General features: G+C 71.9%; 23 protein-coding genes. 11 read left to right on the top strand and 12 right to left on the bottom strand.

Going from position 1 to position 25,563, the window contains the following annotated elements; translation table 11 throughout:
* Positions 1 to 135 precede the first annotated feature (135 nt).
* The 4 genes from ACWD38_RS10535 to ACWD38_RS10520 form a co-directional block, all read right to left on the bottom strand.
* Entirely contained in the window at positions 136 to 948 is an 813-nt protein-coding gene (locus ACWD38_RS10535) for an SAM-dependent methyltransferase (protein WP_450123902.1), read from the bottom strand.
* Between the two features lie 256 nt (positions 949 to 1,204).
* Positions 1,205 to 2,329, bottom strand: a complete 1,125-nt coding sequence (locus ACWD38_RS10530; protein ID WP_184479522.1) for a DNA alkylation repair protein — start codon at positions 2,327 to 2,329, stop codon at positions 1,205 to 1,207.
* A gap of 193 nt (positions 2,330 to 2,522) precedes the next feature.
* Complete coding sequence (locus ACWD38_RS10525; protein WP_450123901.1) at positions 2,523 to 3,401, bottom strand: diacylglycerol kinase; 879 nt, start codon at positions 3,399 to 3,401, stop codon at positions 2,523 to 2,525.
* The gene (locus ACWD38_RS10520; RefSeq protein ID WP_184479524.1) at positions 3,398 to 4,999 is read right to left on the bottom strand and encodes an FAD-binding oxidoreductase; all 1,602 of its coding nucleotides are present in this window, start codon (positions 4,997 to 4,999) and stop codon (positions 3,398 to 3,400) included. The genes ACWD38_RS10525 and ACWD38_RS10520 overlap by 4 nt, the downstream gene beginning before the upstream one ends.
* A 17-nt stretch (positions 5,000 to 5,016) precedes the next feature.
* Here ACWD38_RS10520 and ACWD38_RS10515 point away from each other — a divergent pair, with 17 nt between their 5' ends.
* From ACWD38_RS10515 to ACWD38_RS10505, 3 genes are all read left to right on the top strand, one after another.
* Complete coding sequence (locus ACWD38_RS10515) at positions 5,017 to 5,583, top strand: TetR/AcrR family transcriptional regulator (RefSeq protein WP_184479525.1); 567 nt, start codon at positions 5,017 to 5,019, stop codon at positions 5,581 to 5,583.
* Between the two features lie 5 nt (positions 5,584 to 5,588).
* Positions 5,589 to 7,094, top strand: coding sequence for a glycerol-3-phosphate dehydrogenase/oxidase (locus ACWD38_RS10510; protein WP_184479526.1), 1,506 nt, complete (start codon positions 5,589 to 5,591; stop codon positions 7,092 to 7,094).
* 85 nt (positions 7,095 to 7,179) lie between these two features.
* The gene (locus ACWD38_RS10505; RefSeq protein WP_184479527.1) at positions 7,180 to 7,632 is read left to right on the top strand and encodes a GNAT family N-acetyltransferase; all 453 of its coding nucleotides are present in this window, start codon (positions 7,180 to 7,182) and stop codon (positions 7,630 to 7,632) included.
* On the opposite strand, the gene ACWD38_RS10500 is transcribed toward ACWD38_RS10505, so the two are convergent.
* Together ACWD38_RS10500 and ACWD38_RS10495 are read right to left on the bottom strand one after the other, a co-directional pair.
* The gene (locus ACWD38_RS10500; protein ID WP_221315824.1) at positions 7,616 to 8,473 is read right to left on the bottom strand and encodes a DUF6807 family protein; all 858 of its coding nucleotides are present in this window, start codon (positions 8,471 to 8,473) and stop codon (positions 7,616 to 7,618) included. The genes ACWD38_RS10505 and ACWD38_RS10500 overlap by 17 nt on opposite strands.
* Positions 8,458 to 9,591, bottom strand: a complete 1,134-nt coding sequence (locus ACWD38_RS10495; protein WP_184479528.1) for a Gfo/Idh/MocA family protein — start codon at positions 9,589 to 9,591, stop codon at positions 8,458 to 8,460. The genes ACWD38_RS10500 and ACWD38_RS10495 overlap by 16 nt, the downstream gene beginning before the upstream one ends.
* Positions 9,592 to 9,879: 288 nt before the next feature.
* Between ACWD38_RS10495 and ACWD38_RS10490 the strand changes: the two genes are divergently transcribed.
* The 6 genes from ACWD38_RS10490 (at position 9,880) to ACWD38_RS10465 (ending at position 17,423) form a co-directional block, all read left to right on the top strand.
* A complete protein-coding gene (locus ACWD38_RS10490) occupies positions 9,880 to 11,274 on the top strand; it encodes an MFS transporter (RefSeq protein ID WP_450123900.1) in 1,395 nt (464 codons plus the stop codon).
* 101 nt (positions 11,275 to 11,375) lie between these two features.
* Positions 11,376 to 12,392 carry a substrate-binding domain-containing protein gene (locus ACWD38_RS10485; protein ID WP_184479530.1) on the top strand — a complete coding sequence of 339 codons (1,017 nt, stop codon included), beginning with the start codon at positions 11,376 to 11,378 and terminating at the stop codon, positions 12,390 to 12,392.
* A gap of 275 nt (positions 12,393 to 12,667) precedes the next feature.
* Positions 12,668 to 13,819: a Gfo/Idh/MocA family protein gene (locus tag ACWD38_RS10480; RefSeq protein ID WP_450123899.1), complete on the top strand. Its 1,152-nt coding sequence runs from the start codon at positions 12,668 to 12,670 to the stop codon at positions 13,817 to 13,819.
* Positions 13,816 to 14,991 carry a DUF993 family protein gene (locus ACWD38_RS10475; protein WP_184479532.1) on the top strand — a complete coding sequence of 392 codons (1,176 nt, stop codon included), beginning with the start codon at positions 13,816 to 13,818 and terminating at the stop codon, positions 14,989 to 14,991. Before ACWD38_RS10480 ends, ACWD38_RS10475 begins: the two co-directional genes overlap by 4 nt.
* Positions 14,988 to 15,836, top strand: a complete 849-nt coding sequence (locus ACWD38_RS10470) for a sugar phosphate isomerase/epimerase family protein (RefSeq protein WP_184479533.1) — start codon at positions 14,988 to 14,990, stop codon at positions 15,834 to 15,836. Before ACWD38_RS10475 ends, ACWD38_RS10470 begins: the two co-directional genes overlap by 4 nt.
* Positions 15,837 to 16,046: 210 nt before the next feature.
* Positions 16,047 to 17,423 carry a hypothetical protein gene (locus ACWD38_RS10465; RefSeq protein WP_184479534.1) on the top strand — a complete coding sequence of 459 codons (1,377 nt, stop codon included), beginning with the start codon at positions 16,047 to 16,049 and terminating at the stop codon, positions 17,421 to 17,423.
* A gap of 4 nt (positions 17,424 to 17,427) precedes the next feature.
* On the opposite strand, the gene ACWD38_RS10460 is transcribed toward ACWD38_RS10465, so the two are convergent.
* The 5 genes from ACWD38_RS10460 to ACWD38_RS10440 all read right to left on the bottom strand — a co-directional run bounded on the left by ACWD38_RS10460 (position 17,428) and on the right by ACWD38_RS10440 (position 22,901).
* Positions 17,428 to 18,450: a substrate-binding domain-containing protein gene (locus ACWD38_RS10460; RefSeq protein WP_184479535.1), complete on the bottom strand. Its 1,023-nt coding sequence runs from the start codon at positions 18,448 to 18,450 to the stop codon at positions 17,428 to 17,430.
* Positions 18,399 to 19,016 (bottom strand): AAA family ATPase, encoded by a 618-nt coding sequence (locus ACWD38_RS10455; RefSeq protein WP_184479536.1) that lies wholly within the window; start codon positions 19,014 to 19,016, stop codon positions 18,399 to 18,401. Before ACWD38_RS10455 ends, ACWD38_RS10460 begins: the two co-directional genes overlap by 52 nt.
* Positions 19,013 to 20,392 (bottom strand): sugar porter family MFS transporter, encoded by a 1,380-nt coding sequence (locus ACWD38_RS10450; protein ID WP_450123898.1) that lies wholly within the window; start codon positions 20,390 to 20,392, stop codon positions 19,013 to 19,015. The genes ACWD38_RS10455 and ACWD38_RS10450 overlap by 4 nt, the downstream gene beginning before the upstream one ends.
* A gap of 188 nt (positions 20,393 to 20,580) precedes the next feature.
* A complete protein-coding gene (locus ACWD38_RS10445) occupies positions 20,581 to 21,480 on the bottom strand; it encodes a hypothetical protein (protein WP_184479538.1) in 900 nt (299 codons plus the stop codon).
* Positions 21,477 to 22,901 (bottom strand): FGGY-family carbohydrate kinase, encoded by a 1,425-nt coding sequence (locus tag ACWD38_RS10440; protein WP_450123897.1) that lies wholly within the window; start codon positions 22,899 to 22,901, stop codon positions 21,477 to 21,479. The genes ACWD38_RS10445 and ACWD38_RS10440 overlap by 4 nt, the downstream gene beginning before the upstream one ends.
* Before the next feature lie 329 nt (positions 22,902 to 23,230).
* Here ACWD38_RS10440 and ACWD38_RS10435 point away from each other — a divergent pair, with 329 nt between their 5' ends.
* Positions 23,231 to 24,124, top strand: coding sequence for a poly(ethylene terephthalate) hydrolase family protein (locus tag ACWD38_RS10435; protein ID WP_450123896.1), 894 nt, complete (start codon positions 23,231 to 23,233; stop codon positions 24,122 to 24,124).
* A 275-nt stretch (positions 24,125 to 24,399) separates the two neighbouring features.
* On the top strand, positions 24,400 to 24,819 hold the full coding sequence (locus ACWD38_RS10430) for a PPOX class F420-dependent oxidoreductase (RefSeq protein ID WP_184479541.1): 420 nt from the start codon (positions 24,400 to 24,402) through the stop codon (positions 24,817 to 24,819).
* A 16-nt stretch (positions 24,820 to 24,835) separates the two neighbouring features.
* On the opposite strand, the gene ACWD38_RS10425 is transcribed toward ACWD38_RS10430, so the two are convergent.
* Positions 24,836 to 25,414 carry a DinB family protein gene (locus ACWD38_RS10425; RefSeq protein WP_450123895.1) on the bottom strand — a complete coding sequence of 193 codons (579 nt, stop codon included), beginning with the start codon at positions 25,412 to 25,414 and terminating at the stop codon, positions 24,836 to 24,838.
* Positions 25,415 to 25,563 lie beyond the last annotated feature (149 nt).

Below are 25,563 nucleotides of genomic sequence, written 5' to 3'. Positions count from 1 at the left end.
CGATGGTCGTGGGCGGACACTCGCGAGGACAGCTTTTTCCCTCGTGGCGGAGCCACTCGGGAAAAAGATCCCGCAGCGAGAAGACACCTGAGGTTCCGCCACCCGACCAGCTACGCAGAACGAGACGAGGGAAGTTCAGGGTTTCCGGGCGATTCCGCCGTACATTGCTATGTCGGCGTCGGGCACCGACAGGTGCTCGTCGTCGGGGCGCCACTTGTGCATCTGCACGAGGCCCGGATCGACCAGTTCCAGGCCGTCGAAGAACCGCTCCGCGGCGGCCTTGTCGCGGAACCGCATGCTCTCGCCGTGCTCGTGGTAGGTGTCGGTGACCTTGGCCAGCATCTCGGGCGCGAAGTCGTCGGTCGCCACCGTGGCCGCCACGTAGCTGCCCGAGGGCATCGCGTCGATGATGCGGCGCACCACCGCCAGCGCTTCGTCGTCGTCCTCGATGAAGTGCACGATCGCGATGAGCATCAGGCCGATCGGCCGGTCCTGGTCCAGCGTCTCGTGCAGCTCGGGTGCCGCGAGCAGGGCTTCGGGTTCGCGCATGTCGGACTGGATGTACGCGGTGCGGCCCCGCTCCGCGCTGGTCATGAGCGCGCGGGCGTGGGCGAGCACGATGGGGTCGTTGTCGGTGTAGACGACCCTGGTCTCCGGCGCCACCTCCTGCACGATCTCGTGCAGGTTGGGCGGAGTGGGGATGCCGGTACCGATGTCGAGGAACTGGCGGACACCGCATTCCTGCGCGAGGAACCGGGCTGCTCGGTGCATGAACGTGCGGTTCGCCCGCATGTGCACACCGAGCGCGGGCCAGATCTGCAAGGTCGCTTCGGCCGCGGCGCGATCGACGGCGTAGTTGTCCTTGCCACCGAGGATGTAGTCGTAGATCCGCGCACCGTGGGCGCGATCCGTGCGCAGGTCCACTTCCGGGCGCATTCCGTCCGCCATCGTGCTCCCACCTTCGTCCAGCTCAGCTCAGGTGCCCCCGACAGGCACTGCCCGACGCTCCCGGAACGGGCCCCGCTTCCAGCACGTGGAACGAACGACCCGCCGCGGTGCTCCTGGCATATGCAGCATCCCACGATCACCCCCGCGTGATCACGACGGGCGCCCCACCGGATCTCGGATCGGATCGCGATCGGTGCCACGGAGCCGACGAATCGGGACGCGCACGACGAACCGGGCGGCGCCGGCCCTGCCGGGCTCAGCCCGCGTCGACCGGTTCCGCCGCGGGCAGCAGGGTGAACTCGGCGCGCCCCGAGCGGACACCGTTGACCTGCAATTCGATCCCGTGCAGGCCCGGGTGGTAGCGCCGGGTCGTCAGGACGCGGAACGGGTGCGCGCGGGTCAACTCGACCGTCTCGCCGGGCGCGACGGTCCGGGTGGTGAGCTTGAAGGTCTTCGCCGTCCGGCTCCCGTCGGCCTTGCGGTGGTGCACGAGGTAGTCGATCACCAATCGGGCCGGTTCGGGTTCCGGGTTGTGCACGGAGGCCGTGAAGGTCAGCGCCGCACCGATGGCAACCTCGTCGGCGGCCAGTTCGGGGCCGGTCACCTCGACCCGGACCGGCGGGAAGCCCAGCAGCCGCAAGGCTTCCGGATGTCCGCGCTTGACCAGGGTCCGCAGCCCGTGCCGCACCAGGCGCGGGGTGTTGGCGTCGGGTTCGGCGAGCCACTTCGCGGCGGTCGAGGTCACCAGGTCGGGGTCCACCCGGCTGAGGTCGTTGAGGTGGTTGGCGACCGAGCGCCGCACGTAGTCGCTGTCGTCCCGGTAGAGCTCCCCCAAGATCGGCAGCGTCGACGAGGGCTCGGAGAGCAGTCGCGGCACCCGCACCGCCCACGGCAGGTACGGGCGGGTTCCTTCCGAAGCGAGCCGCCGCACGCCCTCGTTCTCCGACCTCGTCCAGCCGGAGATCACCGCCAACGCACGGTCGAGGTCGTGGTTCAGCAGGGAGCGCAGCGCGAACTCGGAGCTGAGCCGGTCGGTCAGCTCCGCCAGCAGCGCCACAGCGTCGTCGAACGCGGCCGCGGCATCGTCTCGGATCGCCCTGGCCGCGACCGCGGCGGTCACCGGCCAGATCAGCCATCCGGTGAACGTCGGAGCGCGCCGCGCCGCCGCGCGCACGACGTCCGCGAACTCGTCGTAGCCGTCCGGCAGGTCCGCCAGCAGCGCGTCCCGCAGGAGATCGCTGCGTTCCCGCAAAGCCAGCGGCGGCAGCGCCGGACCGGCCGCGCGCACCGCGGGCAGCTCCGCGTCCGGCAGGACCACCCGCAGCGCCGCGGTGAGCTCCTGGACGGTGCGCGCGCCGATCAGTTCCTCGGCGAAGGGCATGGGACGGCCTCCCGGTCGTGGCGGAACCTCGACGCGGGCCGGTCTCGTGCCCGGCCCGCGCGTGAACGTCGAAGGTCGCGCGACGGTACCGCCGACCCCCGACAACGCCCGGCGATCCGCGCGCCGGAGTCCGGCGACCGTCGAACCGTGTTCCGGCAAGCGGACCCGCACCGGGAATCCCCACGTGGCCGGACTAGGCCGGCACGAGCGCCTTGGCCGCGAGCGGGACGCATTCGCACGTCACCGGCAGCTTCTCGAAGCGCTCGCCGTCGGCGTAGCCCGTGACGCCCGGCGTGGACAGGCGGACCCGGCTCGCCCGGTAGGTCGTGACCTGCGCGTGCTCGACGTGCGTGCCGGGGTAGATCGTCGGCAGCAGCCGCACGATCTGGTCCCGCCGGGCGGCCCCGATGACGGTGACGTCGAACAGGCCGTCGTCGATCACGGCGTCCGGGCAGATCCGCATGCCGCCGCCGTAGGTCTGGCCGTTGCCGACCGCGACCAGGATCGCCTGCGTGGACACCTCCCGGCCGTCGAGCTCCAGGACGTAGTCCAGCGGGCGCAGCGCCGCCAGCTCGACGAGCATCGCGAGGTTGTAGCGCAGCTTGCCGCGCGGCCACTTCAACCGGTTGGTGCGCTCGGTGACCAGGGCGTCGAAACCGCCGGCGAACGCCGTGCCGAACCAGCGGTCCCCGACCCTGCCGAGGTCGATCGGGCGGACCGCGCCGTCGAGCACCACCCGCGCGGCGGCGATCGGGTCGTGCCGCGCAACCCCCAGCATCCGGGCGTGGTCGTTGCCCGTTCCCGCCGGGATCACGCCGAACGGCGTGTCCGTCCCGGCGACCGCTTGCAGCGCGAGGTTGACGACGCCGTCGCCGCCGCAGGCCACCAGCGCGCCCGTGCCCGACTCGACGGCCCGGCGCGCGAGCGCCAGCGAATCCGCCTCGTCCCGCCCCACCAGGACGGAGGTCGACACCCCGGACTCGCGCAGGTAGCGCAGCGCGCGCAGCGCGACCGCCGGTGTGCGCCCCTGGCCCGAGCGCGGATTCACCAGCATCGCGATGTCGGTGATCACGGGATCAGCTTGCCCGGGTTGAGCACGCCCGACGGGTCCACGGTGGACTTCACGGCGCGCAGCACCGCCACGCCGAGCTCGCCGATCTCGTCGGTCAGCCACTCGCGGTGGTCCAGGCCCACGGCGTGGTGGTGGGTGATGGTGGCGCCGGATCGGCTGATCGCGTCGCCCGCCGCGCGCTTCGCCTGCCGCCATTGGGAAACCGGTTCGTCACCGCGTCCGCAGGCGATCGTGAAGTACAGCGACGCGCCGGTCGGGTACACGTGCGAGATGTGGCACATGACCAGTGGCGGAGTGCCCTGAGCCTGCAGCGATTCGGTGAGCGCCTCCCGCACCGCGTTGCAGGTCTCCTCCAGCCGGGACCAGGTGCTCGCGGTCTCCAGCGTCTCCACCAGCGCGTTGACGTCGAGCAGCGCGTCGCGCAGGTACGGGCCGTGGTAGCGGCCGTGGTCCCACTTCTCGGCCGGAGCGGCGCCCAGCGAGGTGCCGCCCGACTCCGACAGCAGCTGCTCGACCCGCGCGCGCACCGCGATCCGGGAGCCTTCGTAGCGCGTGATCATCAAGCAGCCGCCGGACTGCTCCCCGCCGCCGACCTCGTGGGCGGTGGCCAGGTTGATCATCGTTTCCAGCTCGTCGGAGAGCCGGGCCACGGTGGGCAGCGCGCCCTCCTGCGCCAGCACGCGCAGCGCCTTCGCGCCGGTGGCGAAGTCCGGGAACGACCACGCCGCGGACTCCACCTCCTGGGGCTTCGGGTGCACCCGGACGGTCACCTCGGTGATGATGCCCAGCGCGCCCTCCGACCCGAGGAACAGCTGCCGCAGGTCCGGCCCGGCCGCCGAGGCGGGAGCCCGGCCCAGGTCGAGCTCACCGGTGGGGGTCGCGACGCGCAGCCGCACCACCATGGCGTCGAAACGCCCGTACCCCGCCGAGGCCTGCCCGGACGAGCGGGTCGCCGCGAAGCCGCCGATGCTGGCGTGCTCGAAGCTCTGCGGGAAGTGGCCGAGCGTGAAGCCGTGCCCGGCCAGCAGCTCCTCCGCCTCCGGGCCGCGCAGCCCGGCTTGCAAGGTCGCGGTCTGCGACTCCGCGTCGAGGTCCACCAGGCCGTCCAGCAACCGCAGGTCCAGCGCGATGACCGAGGCGAACCCACCGCGCTCCGGCTCGACGCCGCCGACGACGCTGGTCCCACCCCCGAAGGGGACCACCGCCACCCGGTGCTCGGCGCACCGCGCCAACAGCTCGCACACCTGCTCGTGGGAGCCGGGCAGCACCACGGCGTCGGGCGCGGAGTCCGCGTCCCCCGCCCGGCGGCGCAGCAGGTCGGGAGTGCTCTTGCCGCCCGCGTGCAGCAGCCGCGCGTCGTCGTCGGTCCGCACGCCGTCGTCGCCGACGATCGCGACCAGCGCGGAGCGGACCTCGTCCGGCAGGCGCGACTCCCCGACGCGCACTGCGGACCGGTCCACCGACGGCGTGTCCCGCCGCACCACACCGAGGCCCTGTTCGATCAGGGTGCGCATCTCCTCGGGCACGGGGCTCGCCCCGTCGGCGGTGCCCCAGGCGTTCCACTCCTGCTCCGGGGTGCGGTGCTCAAGCTCAGTCATGCGTTACAGTTTTACACATGACGTCAAGTCGTAACGATGACGCTATCCTCGACGCGGCGAAGCAGTGCGTGCTCGCCGTCGGCATGCGCCGCACCACGCTCGCGGAGATCGCCCGCAGAGCAGGTGTGAGCCGCCCGACCGTCTACCGGCGGTGGCCGGACGTGCGGACCCTGTCCGCGGACCTGCTCACCCGTGAGCTCGTCGCGCTGCTGCCGGCCGACACCGGCGACGGTTCGCGCAGGCACGGCATCGACGGGATCGTGCGCACCGTCTCGGCGGCCCGGCAACACCCGCTGTTCGTCAAGATCCTCGAAACCGACCCGGAACTGCTCAGCACCTACGTGTTCGACCGGCTCGGCGCCAGCCAGCAGCGCATCCTCGAAGTCCTCACCACCGCGATCCGCAGCGGCCAGGCCGACCGCACGATCCGCTCCGGCGATCCCGACGAACTGGCCGCGATGGTCCTGCTGCTGGTGCAGTCGGCGGTCCTGTCCGCCCGCATCGTCTCCGACGCGCTGCCACCGGACCGCCTCGACGCGCAGCTGCGCACCGTGCTCGACACCTACCTCCGTCCCGAGGAGTGACTCCGATGACCTCGCTGAACGCCGCCCGGCGCACCAAGGACCTGACCGAACTGGCCGAGGGCGGCCAGGTCGACGTGCTCGTCGTCGGCGGCGGCGTGACCGGCGCGGGCGTCGCGCTGGACGCGGCGTCGCGCGGGCTGAACGTGGTGCTGGCCGAAAAGCACGACCTCGCCTTCGGCACCAGCCGGTGGAGCTCGAAGCTGGTGCACGGCGGACTGCGCTACCTGGCCTCCGGCAACGTCGGGATCGCCTACGAGAGCGCCGTCGAACGCCGGATCCTGATGGAGCGCACCGCACCGCACCTGGTCCGCCCGCTCCCCCAGCTGGTGCCGCTGGTCGCGGGGGTCGGGGCGAAGCAGGCGGCGCTGGTGGCCGCCGGGTTCGTCGCGGGCGACCTGCTGCGCCGCGGCTCCGGGACGCCCGGATCGGTCCTGGCCGCACCGCGCCGGGTCTCCAGCGTCGAGACGCGGCGCATGGTCCCCACCGTCCGGCAGGACCGGCTGCGCGGCGGGCTGCTGTCCTGGGACGGCCAGCTCGTCGACGACGCGCGCCTGGTCGTCGGAATCGCGCGGACCGCCGCGGGGCACGGAGCGCGAATCCTGACCCGCTGCGCGGCCGAGCAGGTCACCGGCGACGGCGCCGTGCTGCGGGACCGGCTCACCGGCGAGACCGTCGACGTCCGCGCCCGGAAGGTGATCAACGCCGCCGGGGTCTGGGCCGGTGAAGTGGCGCCCGGACTGCGCCTGCGCCCGAGCCGGGGCACCCACCTGGTCGTGTCCGACGCGGTGTTCGGCGGGCTCGACGCGGGCCTCACGGTGCCGATCCCCGGCACCACCAACAGGTTCGTGTTCGCGCTGCCCGCCGGCCACGGCAGGGTCTACATCGGACTCACCGACGAGGAGCAGGACGGCCCGGTCCCCGACGTGCCGACGGCCTCCGCCGAGGAGATCACCTTCCTGCTCAAGACGGTCAACTCCGTGCTGGCGCGGCCGATCCGCGAGGACGACGTGCTCGGCACCTACTCCGGCCTGCGCCCGCTGCTGGACGGCGGCGACGGGCAGAGCTCCGACCTCTCCCGGGAGCACGCGGTGATCACCGGGGACAACGGCGTGATCAGCGTCGTGGGCGGGAAGCTGACGACCTACCGCAAGATGGCGCAGGACGCCGTGGACGCCGCCGCGCTGACCGACCGGCCGTGCCGCACGAAGAACCTCCCGCTGGCCGGAGCCGCGAACCCCGTCCAGCTGTCCACAGTGGATGCTCCGACCCGGCTGGTCTCCCGCTACGGGACGGAAGCGGCGGCCGTGGTCGCGGAGGCCGGCGGCGATCGGCGGCTGCTGGAACCGATCGACGACGTGGACGTCACCCCGGCCGAACTCCGCTTCGCGGTGCGGCACGAGGGCGCGCTCGACGCGTCCGACCTGCTCGACCGCCGCACCCGCCTCGGCCTGGTCGCGGCCGACCGCGACCGCGCCGCGAACGCCGCCGAGGAAGCCCTGCGCGCGGGCTGACCGGCATCGCGGGCCGCCTCTGGCATGCTGGACGTCGCTTTGCAGTGGCCATGCTCGATCCGGCGAGGCGAAGGGGTTTTCGCACATGCTCGACGACATCACCGTTCGCAGCGCGGTCCCGCAGGACTACGACGTGATCGTGGGCGTGGTCGACGACTGGTGGGGACGCCCCGCCTCGCGGGACCTGACCAGGGTCTTCGTCGACCACTTCGGTTCCACGAGCCTGATCGCCGAGGCGGGCGGCACGATGGCCGGATTCGTCATCGGCTTCCTGTCGCCGTCCGACCCGGCGGTGGCCTACATCCACTTCACCGGTGTCGCCCCGGAGTGGCGGCGCTCCGGGCTGGCCCGCGACCTCTACGAGCGGTTCTTCGCGAGGGCGCGCGACGACGGCCGGACCGAGGTCAAGGCGATCACCTCGCCGCAGAACGCGACGTCGATCGCGTTCCACCGAGCGGTGGGGTTCACGGCCTCCGACCCGATCCCGGACTACGACGGGCCTTCGCTCGACCGCGTCGTGTTCACCCGCGCGCTGTGAGCTCCGCACCTGCGCCGCCCGCCCACCGCTCGACGGCTCCGCCGTCGAGCGCGCCGTCGGCGACGAGCACCCGCAGGCCGCGGTGCAGCGCGCCGCCCGGCTCCAGCAGGACCGCGTCCGGGGCGGCGAGCTGCGAGCCGACGCCCGGGTAGTCGCCGACGCGGACGAACCACGGATCGGCCCGGGTCGCCGCGTCGGTCCCGGTGAACACCAGGGTGTGGTCGCGATCGACCCAGGCCAGCCAGGGGGCGGCGGCGCCGTGCACCCGCTGCTCCCCCTCTCCCGCTTCGGTGCGCACCCGGGGCGCGACCGCGGGCGGCAGGCGCCAGAAGAATCCGCCGTAGCCCGCGCCGGGGCAGCCGTTCGCGGCAGGCCCGGCGAGCCGCAGCTCCCGGCCGGTGGCGTTGGTGAGCGCGGTGGTCATCTCCAGTTCCCAGCCGTGCTCGCTGAGCCGCGCCCGCACCCGCCGGTGCTCGTCGAGCAGGTGCTCACCGTCCGCGCCGCACCAGCGCGACCGCTCCTCGAAGGCGTCCTCGCGGACGTCTGCCAAGCCGACGCGCTCGATCCGCCCGTGATCGTCGAGGTCGACGTAGCCCCGGCCGCGCACGAAGGTGGGGCCGCCCCACAGGTTCCAGCCGCCCACGTCCTGCAGCGCGACCGAGAAACCCTGGTGCCACGGGTGGTCCGCGGGCCGGGCGTCGGTCACGGTGCTCCCGCCCAGGGTGCGGATCGGGTGCAGGTGCGGACGCGGCCCGAGGCGTGCGGGCAGCTGCGCGCCGTCGACGCACTCGGCCACGACCGCACCGGCCAACCGCAGCCTCGCGATCATCGGTTCCGCCACGACGGGTCAACTTCGGACAGCAGCAGCATCTCGTCGGCGGCGCGCACGACGGCCTCGTCCACGCCGGTCACCACGAATCGGGGGTGTGGTCCGACGCGATCTATCCACCGCCGCGACGGGGGGATCTCGCGCGGTTCGGGTGCGGTGCGCACCGCCTCCAGCACCTGCATGAACGGGCGGGTCGCCGCGGGCGGCACCAGCAGCGGGACCGATTCGTCGTGCACGTGGGCGATGAGGTTCTCCAGCAGGCCGGTGAACCCGTGCGCGCTGGTCCGCACCCGTCCGCCTGATTCCAGCCGGACCAGGCCCGTCCGGTATTCCAGGACGATCCGGCCGCTCGTGCCGTGCACCACGACGTGGGGCTCCACCTCGCCCTCCGCGCACAACGTGCCCGCGACGGTGATCGTGGTGCCGCGCGCGGTGATCAGCCGCAGGCAGGAGGTGTCGTCGGCCTCGATCGGATTCGCCCGGTACAGCTCCACTTCCCAGTCCCGCAGCCGTTCGTCGCCGCGCACCCCGTCGAGGGCGAGCGCCGTCGCGATGGCGTGCGCGAACGGGTTGGTCAGCGCGCCGTCGACGACCGCGACGCCCTCCAGCGAACGCCGCCCGGCCCACGGCGCGCGGGCGTAGTACGCGGCGTCGCGCTGCCACGCTCCCGCCGCGCCGATCCCCCGCACCTCGCCGATCGCGCCGTCGTCGATCAGCGCGCGCACGTGGCCCAGCGCCAGCGAGCCGAGGCTCTGGAAGCCGACCTGGCACGCGCGGCCGGTGACCGCCAGACCCGCGGCCAGCCGGTCGAACTCGGCCAGCGTCGGCGCGGGTGGTTTCTCCAGCAGCACGTGCGAACCGGACTCGGCGGCCAGCAGCGCCAGTTCGGCGTGGGTGTGGATCGGGGTGCACACGATCGTCACGTCCGGCCGGACCCGGTCGAGCAGGTCCCGGAGGCTCGGCAGCACCGGGACGTCCCCGGCGAGGTCGTCGTCGGCGTCCTCCGGCGGACGCGGATCGCAGATCCCGACCAGCCGCGCCCCCGCACCGCGCAGGCGTCGGAGTTCGCGCAGGTGCCAGCGCCCGTGGCCGTGCATGCCCGCCAGGACGACCGTGGTGGTGCCGCTCATCGAACCTCGCAAGGAATTCGCCGGGCCCCCGTCGGCGCGCATCGTAACGATCGAACGACCACTCCGGAAAGCGCATTCCGCACATTGGCGCCGTGACCTGCGCCTGATCCGCCGTCGCGATGCCGCCGACGAGAACCGGGGTGTTGACAGCTCGATCCGGTACTTGTTCCATCTGGAAAGCGCTTACCCAGACCGCGTGCGCGCAAGCCCGGCCGATTCGGCCGCATGGCGGCCTGCATCCCGCTGATCGGAACAACGACGTCACCGGATCATGCCGAGGAGAACACATTGACCAGCGATACCGGGGAATCCCGCCCGGAAGCACCGAAGGATTCCCGCAGCACCTCCAGGAAAGCGGCCGCCAGCGGCTGGATCGGCAGCGCGCTGGAGTACTACGACTGGTTCGTCTACGCGCAGGCCGCCGCGCTGGTGTTCCCCAGCATCTTCTTCCCCGAGGGCGACCCCACCGTCGCCCTGGTCGCGTCGCTGGGCACCTACGCGGTCGGCTACGTCGCCCGCCCGATCGGCGCGATCGCGCTCGGGCACTGGGGTGACCGCCGGGGCCGCAAGAACGTGCTCGTGCTGGCGATGCTGCTGATGGGCCTGTCCACCTTCGCGGTCGCGCTGCTGCCCACCTACGGCCAAGTCGGCATGTGGGCGCCCGTGCTGCTGGTCCTGCTGCGGTTCGTGCAGGGGTTCGCGGTCGCCGGGGAGCTCAGCGGCGCCAGCGCCATGATCGTGGAGAACGCGCCGTTCGGGCGCCGCGGCTACTACGCCAGCTTCAGCCTGCACGGCACCCAGGCCGGGCAGATCATCGCCGCCGCGATGTTCCTGCCGCTGTCGGCGTTCCTGTCCGACGAAGCCTTCGACTCGTGGGGCTGGCGAGTCCCGTTCCTGCTCAGCGCGCTGGTCGTGCTCGCCGGGTACGTCATCCGGCGGCGCGTCGACGAGAGCCGGATCTTCCTGGAGGAGAAGGAGGAACGCCGCCGCGAGCGGCCCCCGTTCGTCCAAGTGCTGCGGGAGAGCGGCATGGACGTGGTGCGCGCCGCGTGCATGACGCTGGTCAACGTCATCGGCGTCGTCGTATCCGTGTTCGGCGCCGCGTACGCGACGCAACCCGGCTACGGCATCGAGATGGACAAGAGCGTCTACCTGTGGATCCCGGTGGTGGCCAACCTGGTGGCGCTGGCGTTCATCCCGTGGTTCGCGAACCTGTCCGACAGGTTCGGCAGGCGCCCGCTGATGATCGTGGGCTCGCTGGGATCCGGCGTGCTGTCCTACGCCTACCTGTGGTCGATCAGCCAGCAGAACGTGGCGCTGACGATCGTGCTGGCGATCCTCACCTGGGGACTGCTCTACCAGGTGTGGAACGCGACGTTCGCGGGCTTCTTCCAGGAGCTTTTCCCCGCTCGCACGCGGGTCACCGGGTTCGCCATCGCCCAGAACCTGGGGCTGGCGATCACCTCGTTCCTGCCGAGCATCTTCACGCTGGTCGCACCGCCCGGATCGGCGAACGTGCCGTTGATCGTCGGCACGCTGTGCTTCGCGATCACAGTCGTCGGCGCCGTCGCCGCCTGGTCGGCGAGGGAGACCCACCGCATCCCGCTGGAGCAGCTCGGCACCAAGGACGCGAAACCGGTTCCCCGCGCCGAGTTCGACCGGCGCCGCGCGGAATCCCGCTGAGCGCGTGGGAGCCCGGCGCGCCGGGCTCCCACGCGGATCTCCGGACGTCCGGCGCCGGGCGCTATGCTCGGAATACGCATTCCCCGTGGAAGGAGCGCCCGGTGCCGGCACGTGCAGCGACCCTCACCGACGTCGCCAAGGAAGCGGGCGTGTCGCTCGCGACGGCGTCGCGCGCGCTCAACGGCAGCGAACGCGTCGTCCGGGCCGAGCTGCACGCCCGCACGCTGGAAGCCGCCGCCCGGCTCGGCTACACGCCCAACGCCCAGGCCCAGTCGATGGCCCGGGGCTCCACCGACCTGGTGGGACTGCTGGTCAACGACATCTCCGACCCCTACTTCTCCACCATCGCCGCCGGGTTGGCCAACGCCGCCGAGCAGCACGGGCTGCTGGTGATGCTGTGCAGCACCGGCGGCAGGCCCGAACGCGAGCTGGAGCTGCTGGCGGCGCTGCGGCGCCAGCGCGGGCGCGCGATCGTGCTGGCGGGCAGCCGCACCAACGACCGCGCGCACCTGCGGGAGCTCGCCGCGCAGGTGGAACCGTTCACCGAGTCCGGCGGGCGGGTGGCCGCGATCAGCGAACCCCGGCTGCCGGTCGACACCGTGGTCGTCGACAACCGGCGGGGCGCCCACGACCTGGCGGTGGAGCTCGCCGCGCTCGGCTACCGGCGTCCCGCCGTCCTCACCGGACCGGAGCGCCTGCTCGTCTCGCGCGACCGGCGGGACGGTTTCACCGCGGGCTGGCGGAAATCCGCCGACGGAGAACCGTTCTTCCTCGCCGAGGAGTTCACCCGCGACGGCGGGTTCCGGGCGATGCAGCGACTGCTGGACGAGCACCCGGAGGTCGACTGCGCCTTCGCCATCAACGACCTGATGGCGCTGGGCGCGATGGCGGCCTGCCGGGAGCGCGGCGTGGACGTGCCGGGTGATCTCGCGGTCGCGGGGTTCGACGACATCTCGACGCTGCGCGACGTCACGCCGGGGCTGACCACGGTCCGGCTGCCGCTGACCGAGATGGGCGGCATGGCGCTGGACCTGGTGCTCAACGAGGCGGACGGCAAACCGCGCCGCCGCAAGGTGCGCGGCGAGGTCGTGGTGCGGGAGAGCACTCCGCGGCGTTGACGCGGTCTCCCCGACCGGAGCGGTGGCGGAACCTCGGGTCCTGCCTTGGAACCTCTCGTTCCAGGTGAGCGGTGTTCTCTGTCGGCGTCCCGTCGACGGCGGAGCCGCTGAGCGGTCAGCGGCGCAGATCAACGGCTGACGAGTTCGAAACCGTCCCCACTCCCCCACCACCGCCGCCGACGTTCGCTTCGGGAATCGCCTTACATTGCACCTTGCCTCGCGAACCGGCTTCCGCCTACGGTTTTGGTAAGCGCTTTCCAGAGAGGCGGTACCGCATGACGGAGCGAAGGCTGGGCGTCATCATGAACGGCGTCACCGGCAGGATGGGGCACCGCCAGCACCTGGTGCGCTCGGTCCTGGCCATCCGGGAGCAGGGCGGCGTCGAGCTCTCCGACGGCAGCCGGGTGCGGCTCGACCCGATCCTCGTCGGCCGCAACGCCGAGAAGCTCGCGGAGCTCGCCGCACGGCACGACCTGGACCGGTGGACCACCGACCTCGACACCGCCCTGTCCGATACCGAGGACGCGCTCTACTTCGACGCGCAGCTGACGAGCGTGCGGGAACCCGCGATCATGCGGGCGATCGCCGCGGGCAAGCACGTCTACACCGAGAAGCCGATCGCCGACGACGTCGAGGGCGCGCTGCGGCTGGCCCACGCGGCGAGCGAGGCGGGCGTGCGGGCCGGCGTGGTGCACGACAAGCTCTACCTGCCGGGCCTGCTGAAGCTGCGGCGCCTGGTGGAGAGCGGCTTCTTCGGCCGCGTCCTGTCGGTGCGCGGCGAATTCGGCTACTGGGTCTTCGAAGGCGATCTGCAACCGGCGCAACGCCCGAGCTGGAACTACCGCCAGGAGGACGGCGGCGGCATCACCACCGACATGTTCCCGCACTGGAACTACGTGCTGGAGAACCTGTTCGGCCGCGTCGAAGCGGTCACCGCACGCGTGGTCACGCACATCCCGCAGCGCTGGGACGAACGCGGCGACGCCTACCCCGCCACCGCCGACGACGCCGCCTACGGCATCTTCGAGCTCGACGGCGGGATCATCGCGCAGCTCAACTCCTCGTGGACGACCCGCGTGCACCGCGACGAGCTGGTGGAGTTCCACGTGGACGGCACGCACGGCAGCGCCGTCGCCGGCCTGCACCAGTGCCGCGCGCAGCACCGCGCCGCGACCCCGAAACCGGTGTGGAACCCCGACCTGGTGGAGCGCACCCCGTTCCGGGAGCAGTGGTCGCCCGTGCCCGACAACGGGGAGTCCGACAACGGGTTCAAGGCGCAGTGGGAGCAGTTCGTGCGCTACCTGCACAACGACGGCGACCACCCCTACGACTTCCTGGCCGGAGTGCGCGGACTGCGGCTCGCCGAGGCGGGGCTCACGTCCTCCCGTGAGGGGCGCCGCGTCGAGCTCGGCGAGGTGGCACCGTGACCGCGCTGCAGCTGCCCCGCGCGGACGGCACCCTCGTCGAGCACGTGCTCACCCCGCCCCGGCACTGGCCGGAACCGGCCGGTCCATTGAGGACTCGCGTCGCCTACGCCGCGGTGCACGTGGTGCCGAGGGCGCTGGGCGAGAACGTGCCGGGTGCCCCCGCCGACATCGATTGGGAGTCGACCCTGGCGTACCGGCGCCGCATCTGGTCCTACGGGCTGGGGGTCGCCGAGGCCATGGACACCGCGCAGCGCGGCATGGGCGTCGGCTGGACGCAGGCCGCCGAGCTCATCCGCCGCTCAGCCTCCGAAGCGCGCGCCACCGGTGGCGCGATCGCCGCCGGAGCGGGAACCGATCAGCTCGACCTCGCCGCGCTCCCGTCCGGGCGCGCGGGCCTGGAGGCGGTGCTGGACGCCTACCGCGAGCAGCTGGAGGTCGTCGCGGACAGCGGCGCGACGGTCATCGTGATGGCCTCCCGCGCGCTGGCCGCGATCGCGCGCTCGGCCGCGGACTACGCCGCGGTGTACGGAGCGTTGCTCGACGAGGCCGACGCACCGGTGATCCTGCACTGGCTGGGACCGATGTTCGACCCGCTGCTCAACGGCTACTGGGGCAGCGAGGAGGTGGCAGCGGCGACGCGGACCTTCCTGGAGATCATCCGGGCGCGCCCGGAGAAGGTCGACGGCGTGAAGGTCTCGCTGCTCGACGCCGAGCACGAGATCGCGCTCCGACGCGCCCTGCCGACCGGAGTGCGCCTCTACACCGGCGACGACTTCAACTACCCCGGCCTGATCGTGGGCGAGGGCACCGACCATTCGGACGCGCTGCTGGGCGTGTTCGCGGCGATCTACCCGGCCGCGTCCGCCGCGATCCAAGCCCTCGACCGCGACGATCCGCGCACCGCGAAGTCCATTTTGGACAGCACGGAACCGTTGGGACGACTGCTGTTCGAATCCCCGACGTTCCACTACAAGACCGGAATCGCGTTCCTGTCCTGGCTCAACGGTCACCAGCCCGGCTTCGCCATGGCCGGTGGCCTGCACGCAGGCCGGTCGGTCCCGCACCTCGCCGAGGTGCTCCGAGCGGCCGACGGCGCGGGCCTGCTGCTCGACCCCGACCTGGCGGCGCACCGGATGCGGCAGTTCCTCGCGGTGAACGGAGTGCGGACATGACCGACGACCTGGCGAGGCTGTCGCTGAACACGGCGACGACGAAGCGGTGGACGCTGCGCGAAGCCGTCGACGGCGCGGCTCGGGCCGGGCTGCCCGCGGTCGGGCTGTGGCGCGACCGCGTCGCCGAAGCAGGGCTGGAGACGGCGGCGAAGACGGTGCGCGACGCGGGCCTGCGGGTCTCCAGCCTGTGCCGGGGCGGCTTCCTCACGGCCGCCGACCCGGCGGGAGCGCAGGCCGCGCTGGACGACAACCGGGCGGCGATCGTCGAGGCCGCCACCGTGGGCACGGACGCGTTGATCCTGGTCGTGGGTGGCCTGCCCGACGGGAGCCGCGACCTCGCCGGAGCGCGCGCCAGGGTGGCCGACCGGCTCGCCGAACTCGCCCCGTTCGCCCGCGAGCACGGCGTGCGCCTCGTACTCGAACCCCTGCACCCGATGTACGTCGCCGACCGCGCCGTGGTCTCCACGCTGGAGCAGGCGCTGGACCTCGCCGCGCCGCACCCGGCCGACGCGGTGGCCGTCGTCGTCGACACCTTCCACGTCTTCTGGGATCCGAACCTCGCCGACAGCGTCGCGCGCGCGGGCCGCGAACACCGCATCGCCGCCTACCAGGTGTGCGACTTCAACCTCCCCATCGCAGCGGATGCCCTGCTGTCCCGGGGAATGATGGGCGACGGCGTCATCGACTTCACCCCCATCACCCGCGCGATCACCGCCACCGGCTACACCGGAGACGTCGAAGTGGAGATCTTCAACGCCGACATCTGGTCCACCCCCGGCGACGAAGTCCTCCCCACGATGACCGCCCGCTACCGACAACTCGTCTTGCCCCACCTCGGTGGATGAGCATGACTCCCCCTGACGGCCCAACAGGCGATCGTTCACCGCCACCGCGCCCTTTCAAAACCCCCTGGACGCACCAATCGACCGGCGTTCGGAGGACCCGCGAGCTGCGCAAAACGCTGCTCCGAACGTCAGCCGACAGGCGGCAGACAACGAGGCGCCGCTTGTGGTGAGTTGGCACGGTCTCGCTGATCAAGCAGCCGTGGAGGGTGAGTGGACCTCAAGACAGCGTTCGAGAAGCTCAACGAAGAATCCGTCGTGTCGTTCCACTCGACCCCTCGCCTTGTCGACCAAGTGCGCGGGCGCGCGAAACACCTCGATCGGGAACGCGTCAAGAAGAAGCGTCCGCCCCTGGCGCGGCCCGGCCGAACATTTCCGTTCCCTGGCGCGCAGAACGCAGCGAGCGGTATGTCAGTCACTCCTTGGCAGCTGCTGCACACCTTTGCCCGTGCGGTCGCACTGGCCGGACAGGGTTCCGCGCGTGCGTTGGCCCAGCAATGGGACTGCCTGCGCTACGTCACGGCCATCGAAACCCGCGACGGACGTCGGATGCGGCTCAGTTCCGAGGGCGAGAACTGGCACACCCACAAGCGGTCGCTGCAAGCTCGAGATCTCGGCAGTGCCTTCGGACTTTCAGCCGCACAGCAGCTGTTGCGGGAGCGCTACCCCGATCACCGGTTCGACGTCCTGGATGCGGAAATCGTGTTCAGCGCCTTCCGCCCCGCGAAGGGGCGGAGGCCTGCGGCAGGAAACTCCGGATTGCCGAACCACTTCCTCGTGGGGCGCAAACCAGGTGCCCCGCTGCGCATCTTCGCCGTGGACGCAAGGGGATCGCACGGTAAGCCGGAGGCCCAGCACGACCAGCTCGCGCGTTCACAGCACCGTGCGCACACGTTGCTGCTCGGCGAGTCGGACACGAGAGGAGAGCCGGTTCCCGCACTGATGCTCGCGACGAGCTTGCTCAAGGGCGAGGGCATCGAGACCCGAGTGTTGGCGACGGACGGGCTCGGCATCCTGACGGTGCCTGGGAAATCCGCTCCGAACCTGTCCGAACCTGCTGCCGACAAGAACTTGTACCCCGAGATCGACACTCGCGATGCCGACGGGCTCCCGAGTTCACGTCCCGGCTTCGCCATTCACGAGGATCACTGGGAATGGCTGTCTCAGATCCTCGCCCGCACTGGGGCCGCTTCTCTGCTCACCTTCGCCGGGGAACGAGACACAGCTCGCGGCCTTCTCACGGAGCGTCAGCAGAAGCTGCTGGGCCCGACCGGCTCCGACTCGACCCCTGGACTCCAGTGCGATGCCAGCATCACGCTCGGAGGCATGACCTTTGTGGGAACCGACCAGGTCTTCCGCCTGCGAAAGCAACGCGTCGAGGTGTTCTCCGCGCTGCTCTCCGAGCAACGCGACCTGCTTGCCAACTGGCGTTTGGACGAGCACGAAGCACGCCTGCCGACAGTGCTGAAGGCATGGCACCGCAACAAGTCCGTCGTCGAGCACCAATGGGGTGGACTAGTGCACATGGACTCGAGCGGCGCGTTGCTGGCGATCAGGAAGCAGCGCAGGTCCAACCGACGACTGCTCTGACCTACTACCGCGATACCGCGGAGAGGGGGATTTCGCCGGAGCCTCGGGGGGTGAGGGTGAGCGGGAGGGTGAGGGTGGCGCCGGTCCCCGTTGTGCCGTCGAGTTGGTTGAACAGCTCGGCGGTGGCGGTGCGGGCGATGACGGCGGGGGCCTGGTCGACGACGGTGACCGCCGGGTACAGGGACTCGGCCATCGGGAAGTCGCCGAAGCTGATGAAGGCGATGTCGGGGCGTCCGCGCGCGTGCAGCGCGGGCACCACGCCGAGCGAGCAGCGCGCGTTCGAGGAGAGCACCGCGGTGGGCGGTTCCAGGGAGCGCAGCAGGTCGTCGAGCGCGCTGCGGGCTTCGGCTGCGCTGGACAGGCCCGTTTTGACGAGGTGCTCGTCCACGCCGACGCGGGAGGACTCCATGGCGCTGCGGTAGCCGCGGATCCGCTCGCCGGTGGTGTAGACGTCGGGTCGGTCGCCGATGAGCGCGATGCGGGTGTGCCCTGAGTGCAGCAGGTGGCGGGTCGCGGCCTCCGCCGCGCCGAAGTCGTCCCCGAGGACGGTGGTGCCGAGCCCGGTCGCCGGTCGCGCCGGGCGGTCCGCGAAGACCACCGGCGTGCTGCCCGCGACGGCGCGCAGGTAGCTCTGGTCGCGGCTGACCGGAACCATGATCAGGCCCGAGACCTGGCGCTGCAGCAGGCTTTCCACGAGTCCGTGCTCGCGTTCCGGGTCGCCGCCGACGCTGGAGACGAGCACCGCGTGGCCGCGTTCCAGCGCGCTTTGCTCGATGACGCTGGCCATCTCGGCGAAGAACGGGTCCGACAACGATTCCAGCACCACGCCGATCGCCTCGTCGCGGCCCACCCGCAGCGAGCGGGCGTGGAAGTTCGGCCGGTAGTTCAGCTCGTCGATGGTGGCCTGCACCTGACCGCGGGTGCTCTCGGAGACCCCGGCCGCGCCGTTGATCACGCGCGAGACGGTCTTGGGGCTCACTCCGGCCGCGGTGGCCACGTCGTAGAGCGTGACGTTGCCTCCAGGCACGCCGGTTCCCTTCCACTCAGGCCGCGCCGGTCCAGCTCGGCGAGCTGCTCGGCGATCGGCCGCGTCGCGTCCACTTTAACGTGCGGGGTGATCGGCGGGGCCGTCCGCGCGGCCAGCACCCGCTCCGGGGCGGCGAGCTTGTCGGCGTCGCGTTCGGCCGCCCGCCCGCGCATCCGGGCCAGGACGACCTCCGGTGGGCTGTCCATCCAGACCAGCACCGGGTCGACGTCGACCGCGCGGAACCGCTCGGTGGCGGCCGCCCACGAAGCCGGGTCGGCGCGTTCGGCGGTGAACGGCGCGACGAGCACCGCGGAGGTGCCGACCCGCACCGAGTCGAACGCCGTGGCCAGCAACGACTCGTAGCGCGCGCCGCGGGCGTGCTCCCGCATCCACGGGTGGTCCGGCGCGGCGCCCGCGCCGCTGACCTCGCCCAGCAGGGAGGTCAGCGGCCCGGTGACGACGTCGAGGTCGAGCAGCGCGGCACCCAGCCGTGCGGCCAGCGCCCCGGCCAGCGTGGTCTTGCCGCTGGCCGGAGCACCGGAGACGAACACCGCGAGCGGGCTCATCCCCGCGCCCTGGCCCGCAGGGTCGCCTCGACCTCTTCGAGCGTGCGGTTGCGGGTCTCGGGCAGGTACTTCTTCAGGTAGAAGAAGCCGATCAGGCCGAACAGGGCGTAGAGCCAGAACAGCCCGCTGGGCGTGAACGCCTCGAAGGCGCTCAGCACGGTCAGCGAGATGATCAGGTTCAGGCCCCAGTGGGTGAACATGCCGAAGCTGCCCGCCTTGCCGCGCAGCGCGGTCGGGAAGATCTCGCTGTTGATCAACCACATGGCGAGTCCGATGCTGGCCGAGAACATCGCCTCGTAGGTGATCAGCAGCGCGACCAGCGCGACGCCCCACCCGCCGCCGAGGTCGGTCACCGCGTAGAGCAGGCCGATCCCCACCAGCGAGGCGACGACCCCGCCCAGGCCCACCAGCAGCAGCGGGCGGCGCCCGATCCGGTCGACCAGCAGCAGCCCGACGAGGGTGAACACCACGTTGGCCACACCGATGCCGACCGACGACAGGATCGCCGCCGACGCCCCGAAACCGGCCTTCGTCAGCAGGGTCGGCGCGTAGTAGGTGATCGCGTTGACGCCGACCAACTGGTTCACCGCGGCCACACCGATGCCGAGGTAGATCGCCGGGCGCATCGCGGGTTTGAGCACGTCGCGGTAGGTCACGCCGTCCTCGGCGGTGACCGCTGAGGACAACGCCCGCAGCTCCGACTCGACCCGGTCGGGGCCGACGATGCGCCGCAGCACCTCCCGCGCCTCCTGCGACCGCCCGCGCGAGACCAGCCAGCGCGGGCTCTCCGGCAACCGGAACAGGCCGGCGAACATCAGCAGCGACGGCAGCCCTGCCAGCCCCAGCATCCAGCGCCAGGCACCCGCTTCGGCGAGCACGTACCCGGACATGTAGGACAGCAGAATCCCGGAGCTGATCATGATCTGGTTGATCGACACCAGGCTGCCGCGCTTCTCCGGGGGCGCGATCTCGGCGATGTAGGCGGGCACCGACAACGACGCCGTGCCGATGGCGAAGCCGAGCAGCAGCCGCGAACCGAGCAGCGTCGCCAGGTCCGGTGCCAGCGCCGAGATCACCGCGCCGGCGGTGAACACCACGCTGGTGATCGACAAGGTGCGCCTGCGCCCCAGGGCGTCGGCGATGATCCCGCCGAGCCCGACGCCGACGATCGCGCCGACCAGCAGCGAGGCGACCACGACCTGCTGCCACAGCTCGGAGAGCTGGAACTCCGGGGCGATGTAGAGCAGGGCCGCCGAGATGACGCCGGTGTCGTAGCCGAACAGCAGCCCGCCGAGCGCCGCGACGAGCGCGGCTCCGGTGACGGCCTTCCCGGCGGCGCGGGAGGGTGGTGCGGGATCGAGTGACGTGGTGGCCACTGTCGAACCTCATTTCTCCGGCGACGCTGCCGGGGAAGAGCGGTGCGGAATCTTCAGGTGTCGCATGCCGGTGCGGCGAGCGCGTGTCCTGTCGGCGGTGGAGCCGCTGAGCGGTGCCCGGCGGCTCCTCAGCGATCTCCTCGCGGGACCGGCGATGTCGTTGGCCCCGCAGCGGAAACACCGCCCGGTCAGGCGGTGATGGAGGTCCACGGGGTGGCTCGGCCCTGGATGGCCGTCACGCACTGGTCGAGCCGGCGGCGGGCGGTGTCGGCGAGGAACGGGCGCCGCTCCGGCTGGTCCAGCGCCACCGCGTCCTTCCAGAAGGCACGCCCCGCGATGAAACCGGAGGCGCCGCCCTCGTCGCAGGAGATCCGCAGCACGTCCTGGAACTCGTCGAAGCCGACTCCGGCGGAGAGCACGACCCACGGGACGGTGACGACCTCGGCGAGGCGGCGGCACGCCTCGGCCGAACCCGGGTACTCCAGCTTCAGCAGGTCGGGCTTGAGCTCGTCGAGCGCGCGGGCGGACTCGATGATCGCGTCGGCGCGGGCCTGCGGGGACAGCTCGCCCTCCCCGGGCAGCGGGTAGATCAGGTTCTCGATCACCGAGGGCACGCCGTCGGCGCGGCAGTCCGCGACGACCTCCGCGGCGGCGTCGACCGCCTCCGCCGAGACGTCCCGGCCGCCGAGCTCGCGGTCCCGGTCGGCGCGCAGCTGCACGAAGAACTTCACCGCGTGCCCGCCCATGTCGCGCACCCACTGGGCGTTCTGCTCGGGCTCGCGGCGGGTCAGCGGCTCGTCGCCGAACTTCCCGCGGTCGGACGGTTCCGCGGCGACGGCGAGTCCGGCGCCGGGCGCGAGGTTGCCGTCCTCGACGGCGGCCGGGACGCCGAAGTCGGGGTCGACGAGCAGGCCGCTGGCGCTGGGCGAGAGCCCGCCCACCACGTCCCCCTTGAACCCGCGCAGCAGGTCGTCGTCGATGGGCTGGTTCGCGGCGGTGAACATGCGCCGCAAGGTGTTGCGCTGGTCGAGCGCGACGATGGCGAAGGTGCCGTCGGACTGGGCGATGTCGGCGAGGGCCGCGGTCATGGTTGCGCTCCGATGGTGTCGAGGGCGTTGTCGGTGAACTGACGGGCGATGTCCACTGCGGACACCGCGGTCTCGCCGTCGGCGTGCGCGGCGGCACGGGCGGCGAAGATGGCAGCGCCGTAGGCGCTGGGCTGGTCGAGGCGCGAGTAGCGGACCTCGGGCAGGCTGCGCTGCTTCGCCGCGCGGAAGCTGCCCATCCGGGTCCAGCCGCCCGCGGCGGTGACGTGCTCGTGCGGCCCGGCTTCCGCGGCCATCAGCGCGATCACGGCGTCGGTCTCCGCCATGGCGTGCGACAGCGCCGCCGACCACACCCGCACCGGGGTCGCGCCGTCGCCGCCGAGCCGCACGTCGACGTGCTCGCTGCGGGCGTGCGCACCGCTGACCTGGATGGCCGCGCCTTCGGGGGGCTCGCTGAGCCACTGCTCGTCGAGTTCGGCCCGGCCGGGTTGTTCCTTGCGCCCCAGCAGCGCGAGCACCTGGTCCAGCAGCAGGCCGCCGCGGGTACCGCCGAGCAGGATCCAGCGGCCCGGCAGGACGTGCATGCCCTGCGCGATGCCTTCGTCGGTGAGCCGGGTGCGCTGGTCGTCCCGCAAGGGCGCCGACGCGACGCGCAGCAGCGCCTCGGAGGTGCCGCAGGAGTCGAACAGGTGCTCGCCGTGCCAGACGCCGCTGGCGACGGAGGCGACCGGGTGGTCGTGCCCGGCGACGCTGAGCACCGCGCCGCGCACCGACTCCGGGACATCGGGGTGGTCGACGGTGCCGATCGGCGTTCCGGCCGGGGTGAGCGGCGGCAGCACCGCGGCGGACAGCCCCAGGTGCTCCAGCGCAGGGGACCACGGCGACCGGGTGGCCTGGTCGAGCAGCCCGGTCCGGGAGGCCAGCGACGGTTCGGTGACCGCCGCGCCGCCCAACGCGTGGGCGACGTACTCGGGCACGTTGAGCCAGCGCCCGGCGCGGCGCGGGGACAGGCCCTGCTCGACGAGGCGGTTCAGCTTCGCGAACGAGCACAGCGGGCTCAGCGGCAGTCCGGTGCGCGCGCTGAACTCGCGCACCAGATCTCCGGGCAGCGCGGCGAGTTCGGCTCCGCCGCGCTGGTCGAACCACGCGATGATCGGGTGCATCGGGGTGCCGCGGCGGTCGAGCAGGACCCCGGACTCCGCCATCCCGGTGATCGCGACGGACGTGACCCGCAGGCCGTGGGCGGAGCGCTCGGCCACCTGCACGGCACCGGACACAGTGGACAGAACTCTGCCCAGGAGCAGCTCGGCGGGCAGTTCGCTGTGCCCGTCGGCGGTGCGGCGCCAGTCGGTCGGCGTGCGCCGGAGGCTCAACGTCCCGCCGCGCCGATCGGTGACGAGCACCTTGATCTCGGTGCTGCCCACGTCGATGCCGACGACCGCTTCGGTCGTTGCGAACTCCACTCGGCACGCTCCTTCAGACCACGACACCGGCCTCTTCGCCGGCTGGCACAGATGGAACGCGAGCCATGTCATCGATGTCAACGCTTTTTCGATTCACCCTGGACATCGATGTCAGGCGCCGTGACCGGCACGAACCTCACGCGGAACCGAAATCCCCGGCAGCACAGGTGAAAGACGGCCGAAAACCCGGGCGCGAAACCCGTTTCTTGACTCACCAGTAGGCAGCGGGCAACATCATCGGAACGTGATATTCCCGGCACCGGTGGTGATCGACCCCGTGCCGCGCAGTGCGCACCGCCCATCGATTCATTTCGAGAAAGGCGTGGTTCATGACTGCAACATCGCCCTCATCGCCCGGCCGAAGCCGAAGACGCCGCACCCTGGTCGCCGCGACCGCGCTGCTGGGCCTGCTCGCGGGCGGCTCGCCGGTCGCGCACGCCGCCGACGACTCCTACCAGCGCGGACCCGACCCGACCGAGGAGAGCATCGAAGCGCCCCTCGGCTCGTTCGCCGTCGAGCAGGAAGTGGTGCCGCGCAGCGGCGCCACGGGCTTCGGCGGCGGCACGATCTACTACCCCACCGACACCTCCGAAGGCACCTTCGGCGCCGTCGCCGTCTCCCCCGGCTACACCGGGGACCAATCCACGATGTCCTGGTACGGCCCCCGATTGGCCTCGCGGGGCTTCGTGGTGTTCACCATCGACACCCTCACCCCCTACGACCAGCCGGACTCGCGGGCCGGGCAACTGCTCGCCGCCCTCGACCACCTGAGCACCGAGCCCGCGGTGCGCGATCGCCTCGACCCGGACCGCCGCGCGGTGATGGGTCATTCGATGGGCGGCGGCGGGTCGCTGCGGGCCACCGTCGACGATCCGAGCCTGAAGGCCTCGATCCCGCTGACGCCGTGGCACACGGTGCGGGACTGGTCGGCGGTGCGGACGCCGACGCTCATCATCGGTGCGGAGAACGACGCGGTGGCTCCGGTGAGCTCCCATTCGGAACCGTTCTACGAGAGCCTGCCCGGCTCACCGGACAAGGCCTACCTGGAGCTCGCGGGCGCCGGGCACCTGGCGCCGAACACCGACGACACGACCATCGCGAAGTCGAGCATCGCGTGGCTCAAGCGCTTCGTCGACGAGGACGTCCGCTACGACCGGTTCCTGTGTCCGCCGCCGAGCGGGTCCGAGATCGCGGAGTACCGGGACACCTGCCCGATCGGGTAGTGCTCATCGCGGATCGATCGCCGTCGTGCCGGCCCGGCGCGGCGGCGTTCGCGCGTCCCGCGCGCGCGAGATCGCGTCCACTGTGCACTCGAACGCCCGATTCCCTTGAGCCGGAACGGTTTCCTCGATCCGCCGTGGATCTGCTCGGCCGCTGCGGGCAAACCCTCCACATTCGACCGGCGCTCCGCGATCACCCCCACCGCTGCGCGCGCCGAGCCGTGCGCGCCGGTACGTTGGCCACGGTCCGCACCACCACGCAGGAACGAGGAGGACCCATGTCCGTGCCACCACTGCCCGCCGACACGATCGCCCTGCTCCGCAAGCCCAACCCGTCGACCATCACGACGTTGCGCTCGGACGGGCAGCCGGTCTCCACCGCCACCTGGTACCTGTGGGAGAACGACAAGGTGCTGGTCAACATGGACGAGGGCCGCAAGCGGCTGGACCACATCCGCCGCGACCCGCGCGTCACGCTGACCGTGCTCGACGACGGCGACTGGTACACCCACGTCACCTTGCTCGGGCGGGTCACCGAACTGCGCGAGGACACCGGGCTGACCGACATCGACCGGTTGGCCGAGCACTACCTCGGCCAGCAGTACCCCGACCGGCAGCGGCCCCGGGTGTCCGCGCTGATCGAGATCGACCGCTGGCACGGCTGGGGCAGCCAGAAGGACAGCAGCCAGCCCGGCTGACCCCGCGCGGGACGGATCAGCCGCGGTGCTCGTCGGCCGCGGCTTGGATCCGCCCGACGTACGCCGCCCAGTGCGCGGCGTCTCCGAAGTCCTCGTGGTCGGGCCCGCCCCGGCCGTCGACGCCCTCGCGCAGGACGTCGACGTGCCCCGCGTGCTGCGCGGTCTCCGCGACCACCCTCACCAGCAGGTGCCCCAAGGTCGTGTCCCGCCGCGCCGCCGGCCACCACGGCACGTGCGCGGGCGCGTCCAACGGCAGCTCCGCCACCACCGCGTCCGAGTGCGCCCAGGCGTCCCGGTAGAGCCCGACGATGTGCTCCCGGGACTGCTCGGCGGTGGCCCACATGTCCGCGCCGTCCCAGATCGAACCGTCCTCGACCCACGGCAATCGCACCGGTGACGGGCGCCCGGCGCAGTCGCCGAGGTAGCCGGCTTCGATGCCCGCCAAGTGCTTGACCAGGCCGAGGACGTTGGATCCGCTGGGCGTCAGCGGACGGCGCGCGTCGTACTCCCCCAGCCCGTCCAGTCCGCGCAGCACGGTGTCGCGGGACTGCTGGAGGTAGTGCAGCAGATAGTCCGCGATCGTCGTCTCACCCATGGGAGGACCGTAGTGCGCCGGTCCGACGGCGCGCGGCTCGCGGCCCTGATCCGACGGTGGATCAAGCCGATCCCACGCCAGGTGTTTAATCGTTACACACCTACGCGACCTGCGGATCTTGCACCTCGACCCCAGCGGACACCCGGCCG

It is taken from the genome of Saccharopolyspora sp. NPDC002578 (assembly GCF_053592695.1).
Note: the sequence above shows the minus strand (reverse complement) of the source record. Positions and strands in the feature narration are given on the sequence as shown.

Coding starts and splice junctions, on each gene's coding strand:
- ACWD38_RS10535 (WP_450123902.1), bottom strand. CDS start 948: ATGGCGGACGGAATGCGCCCGGAAGTGGACCTGCGCACGGATCGCGCC.
- ACWD38_RS10530 (WP_184479522.1), bottom strand. CDS start 2,329: ATGCCCTTCGCCGAGGAACTGATCGGCGCGCGCACCGTCCAGGAGCTC.
- ACWD38_RS10520 (WP_184479524.1), bottom strand. CDS start 4,999: ATGACTGAGCTTGAGCACCGCACCCCGGAGCAGGAGTGGAACGCCTGG.
- ACWD38_RS10515 (WP_184479525.1), top strand. CDS start 5,017: ATGACGTCAAGTCGTAACGATGACGCTATCCTCGACGCGGCGAAGCAG.
- ACWD38_RS10510 (WP_184479526.1), top strand. CDS start 5,589: ATGACCTCGCTGAACGCCGCCCGGCGCACCAAGGACCTGACCGAACTG.
- ACWD38_RS10505 (WP_184479527.1), top strand. CDS start 7,180: ATGCTCGACGACATCACCGTTCGCAGCGCGGTCCCGCAGGACTACGAC.
- ACWD38_RS10495 (WP_184479528.1), bottom strand. CDS start 9,591: ATGAGCGGCACCACCACGGTCGTCCTGGCGGGCATGCACGGCCACGGG.
- ACWD38_RS10480 (WP_450123899.1), top strand. CDS start 12,668: ATGACGGAGCGAAGGCTGGGCGTCATCATGAACGGCGTCACCGGCAGG.
- ACWD38_RS10470 (WP_184479533.1), top strand. CDS start 14,988: ATGACCGACGACCTGGCGAGGCTGTCGCTGAACACGGCGACGACGAAG.
- ACWD38_RS10455 (WP_184479536.1), bottom strand. CDS start 19,016: ATGAGCCCGCTCGCGGTGTTCGTCTCCGGTGCTCCGGCCAGCGGCAAG.
- ACWD38_RS10445 (WP_184479538.1), bottom strand. CDS start 21,480: ATGACCGCGGCCCTCGCCGACATCGCCCAGTCCGACGGCACCTTCGCC.
- ACWD38_RS10435 (WP_450123896.1), top strand. CDS start 23,231: ATGACTGCAACATCGCCCTCATCGCCCGGCCGAAGCCGAAGACGCCGC.
- ACWD38_RS10430 (WP_184479541.1), top strand. CDS start 24,400: ATGTCCGTGCCACCACTGCCCGCCGACACGATCGCCCTGCTCCGCAAG.
- ACWD38_RS10425 (WP_450123895.1), bottom strand. CDS start 25,414: ATGGGTGAGACGACGATCGCGGACTATCTGCTGCACTACCTCCAGCAG.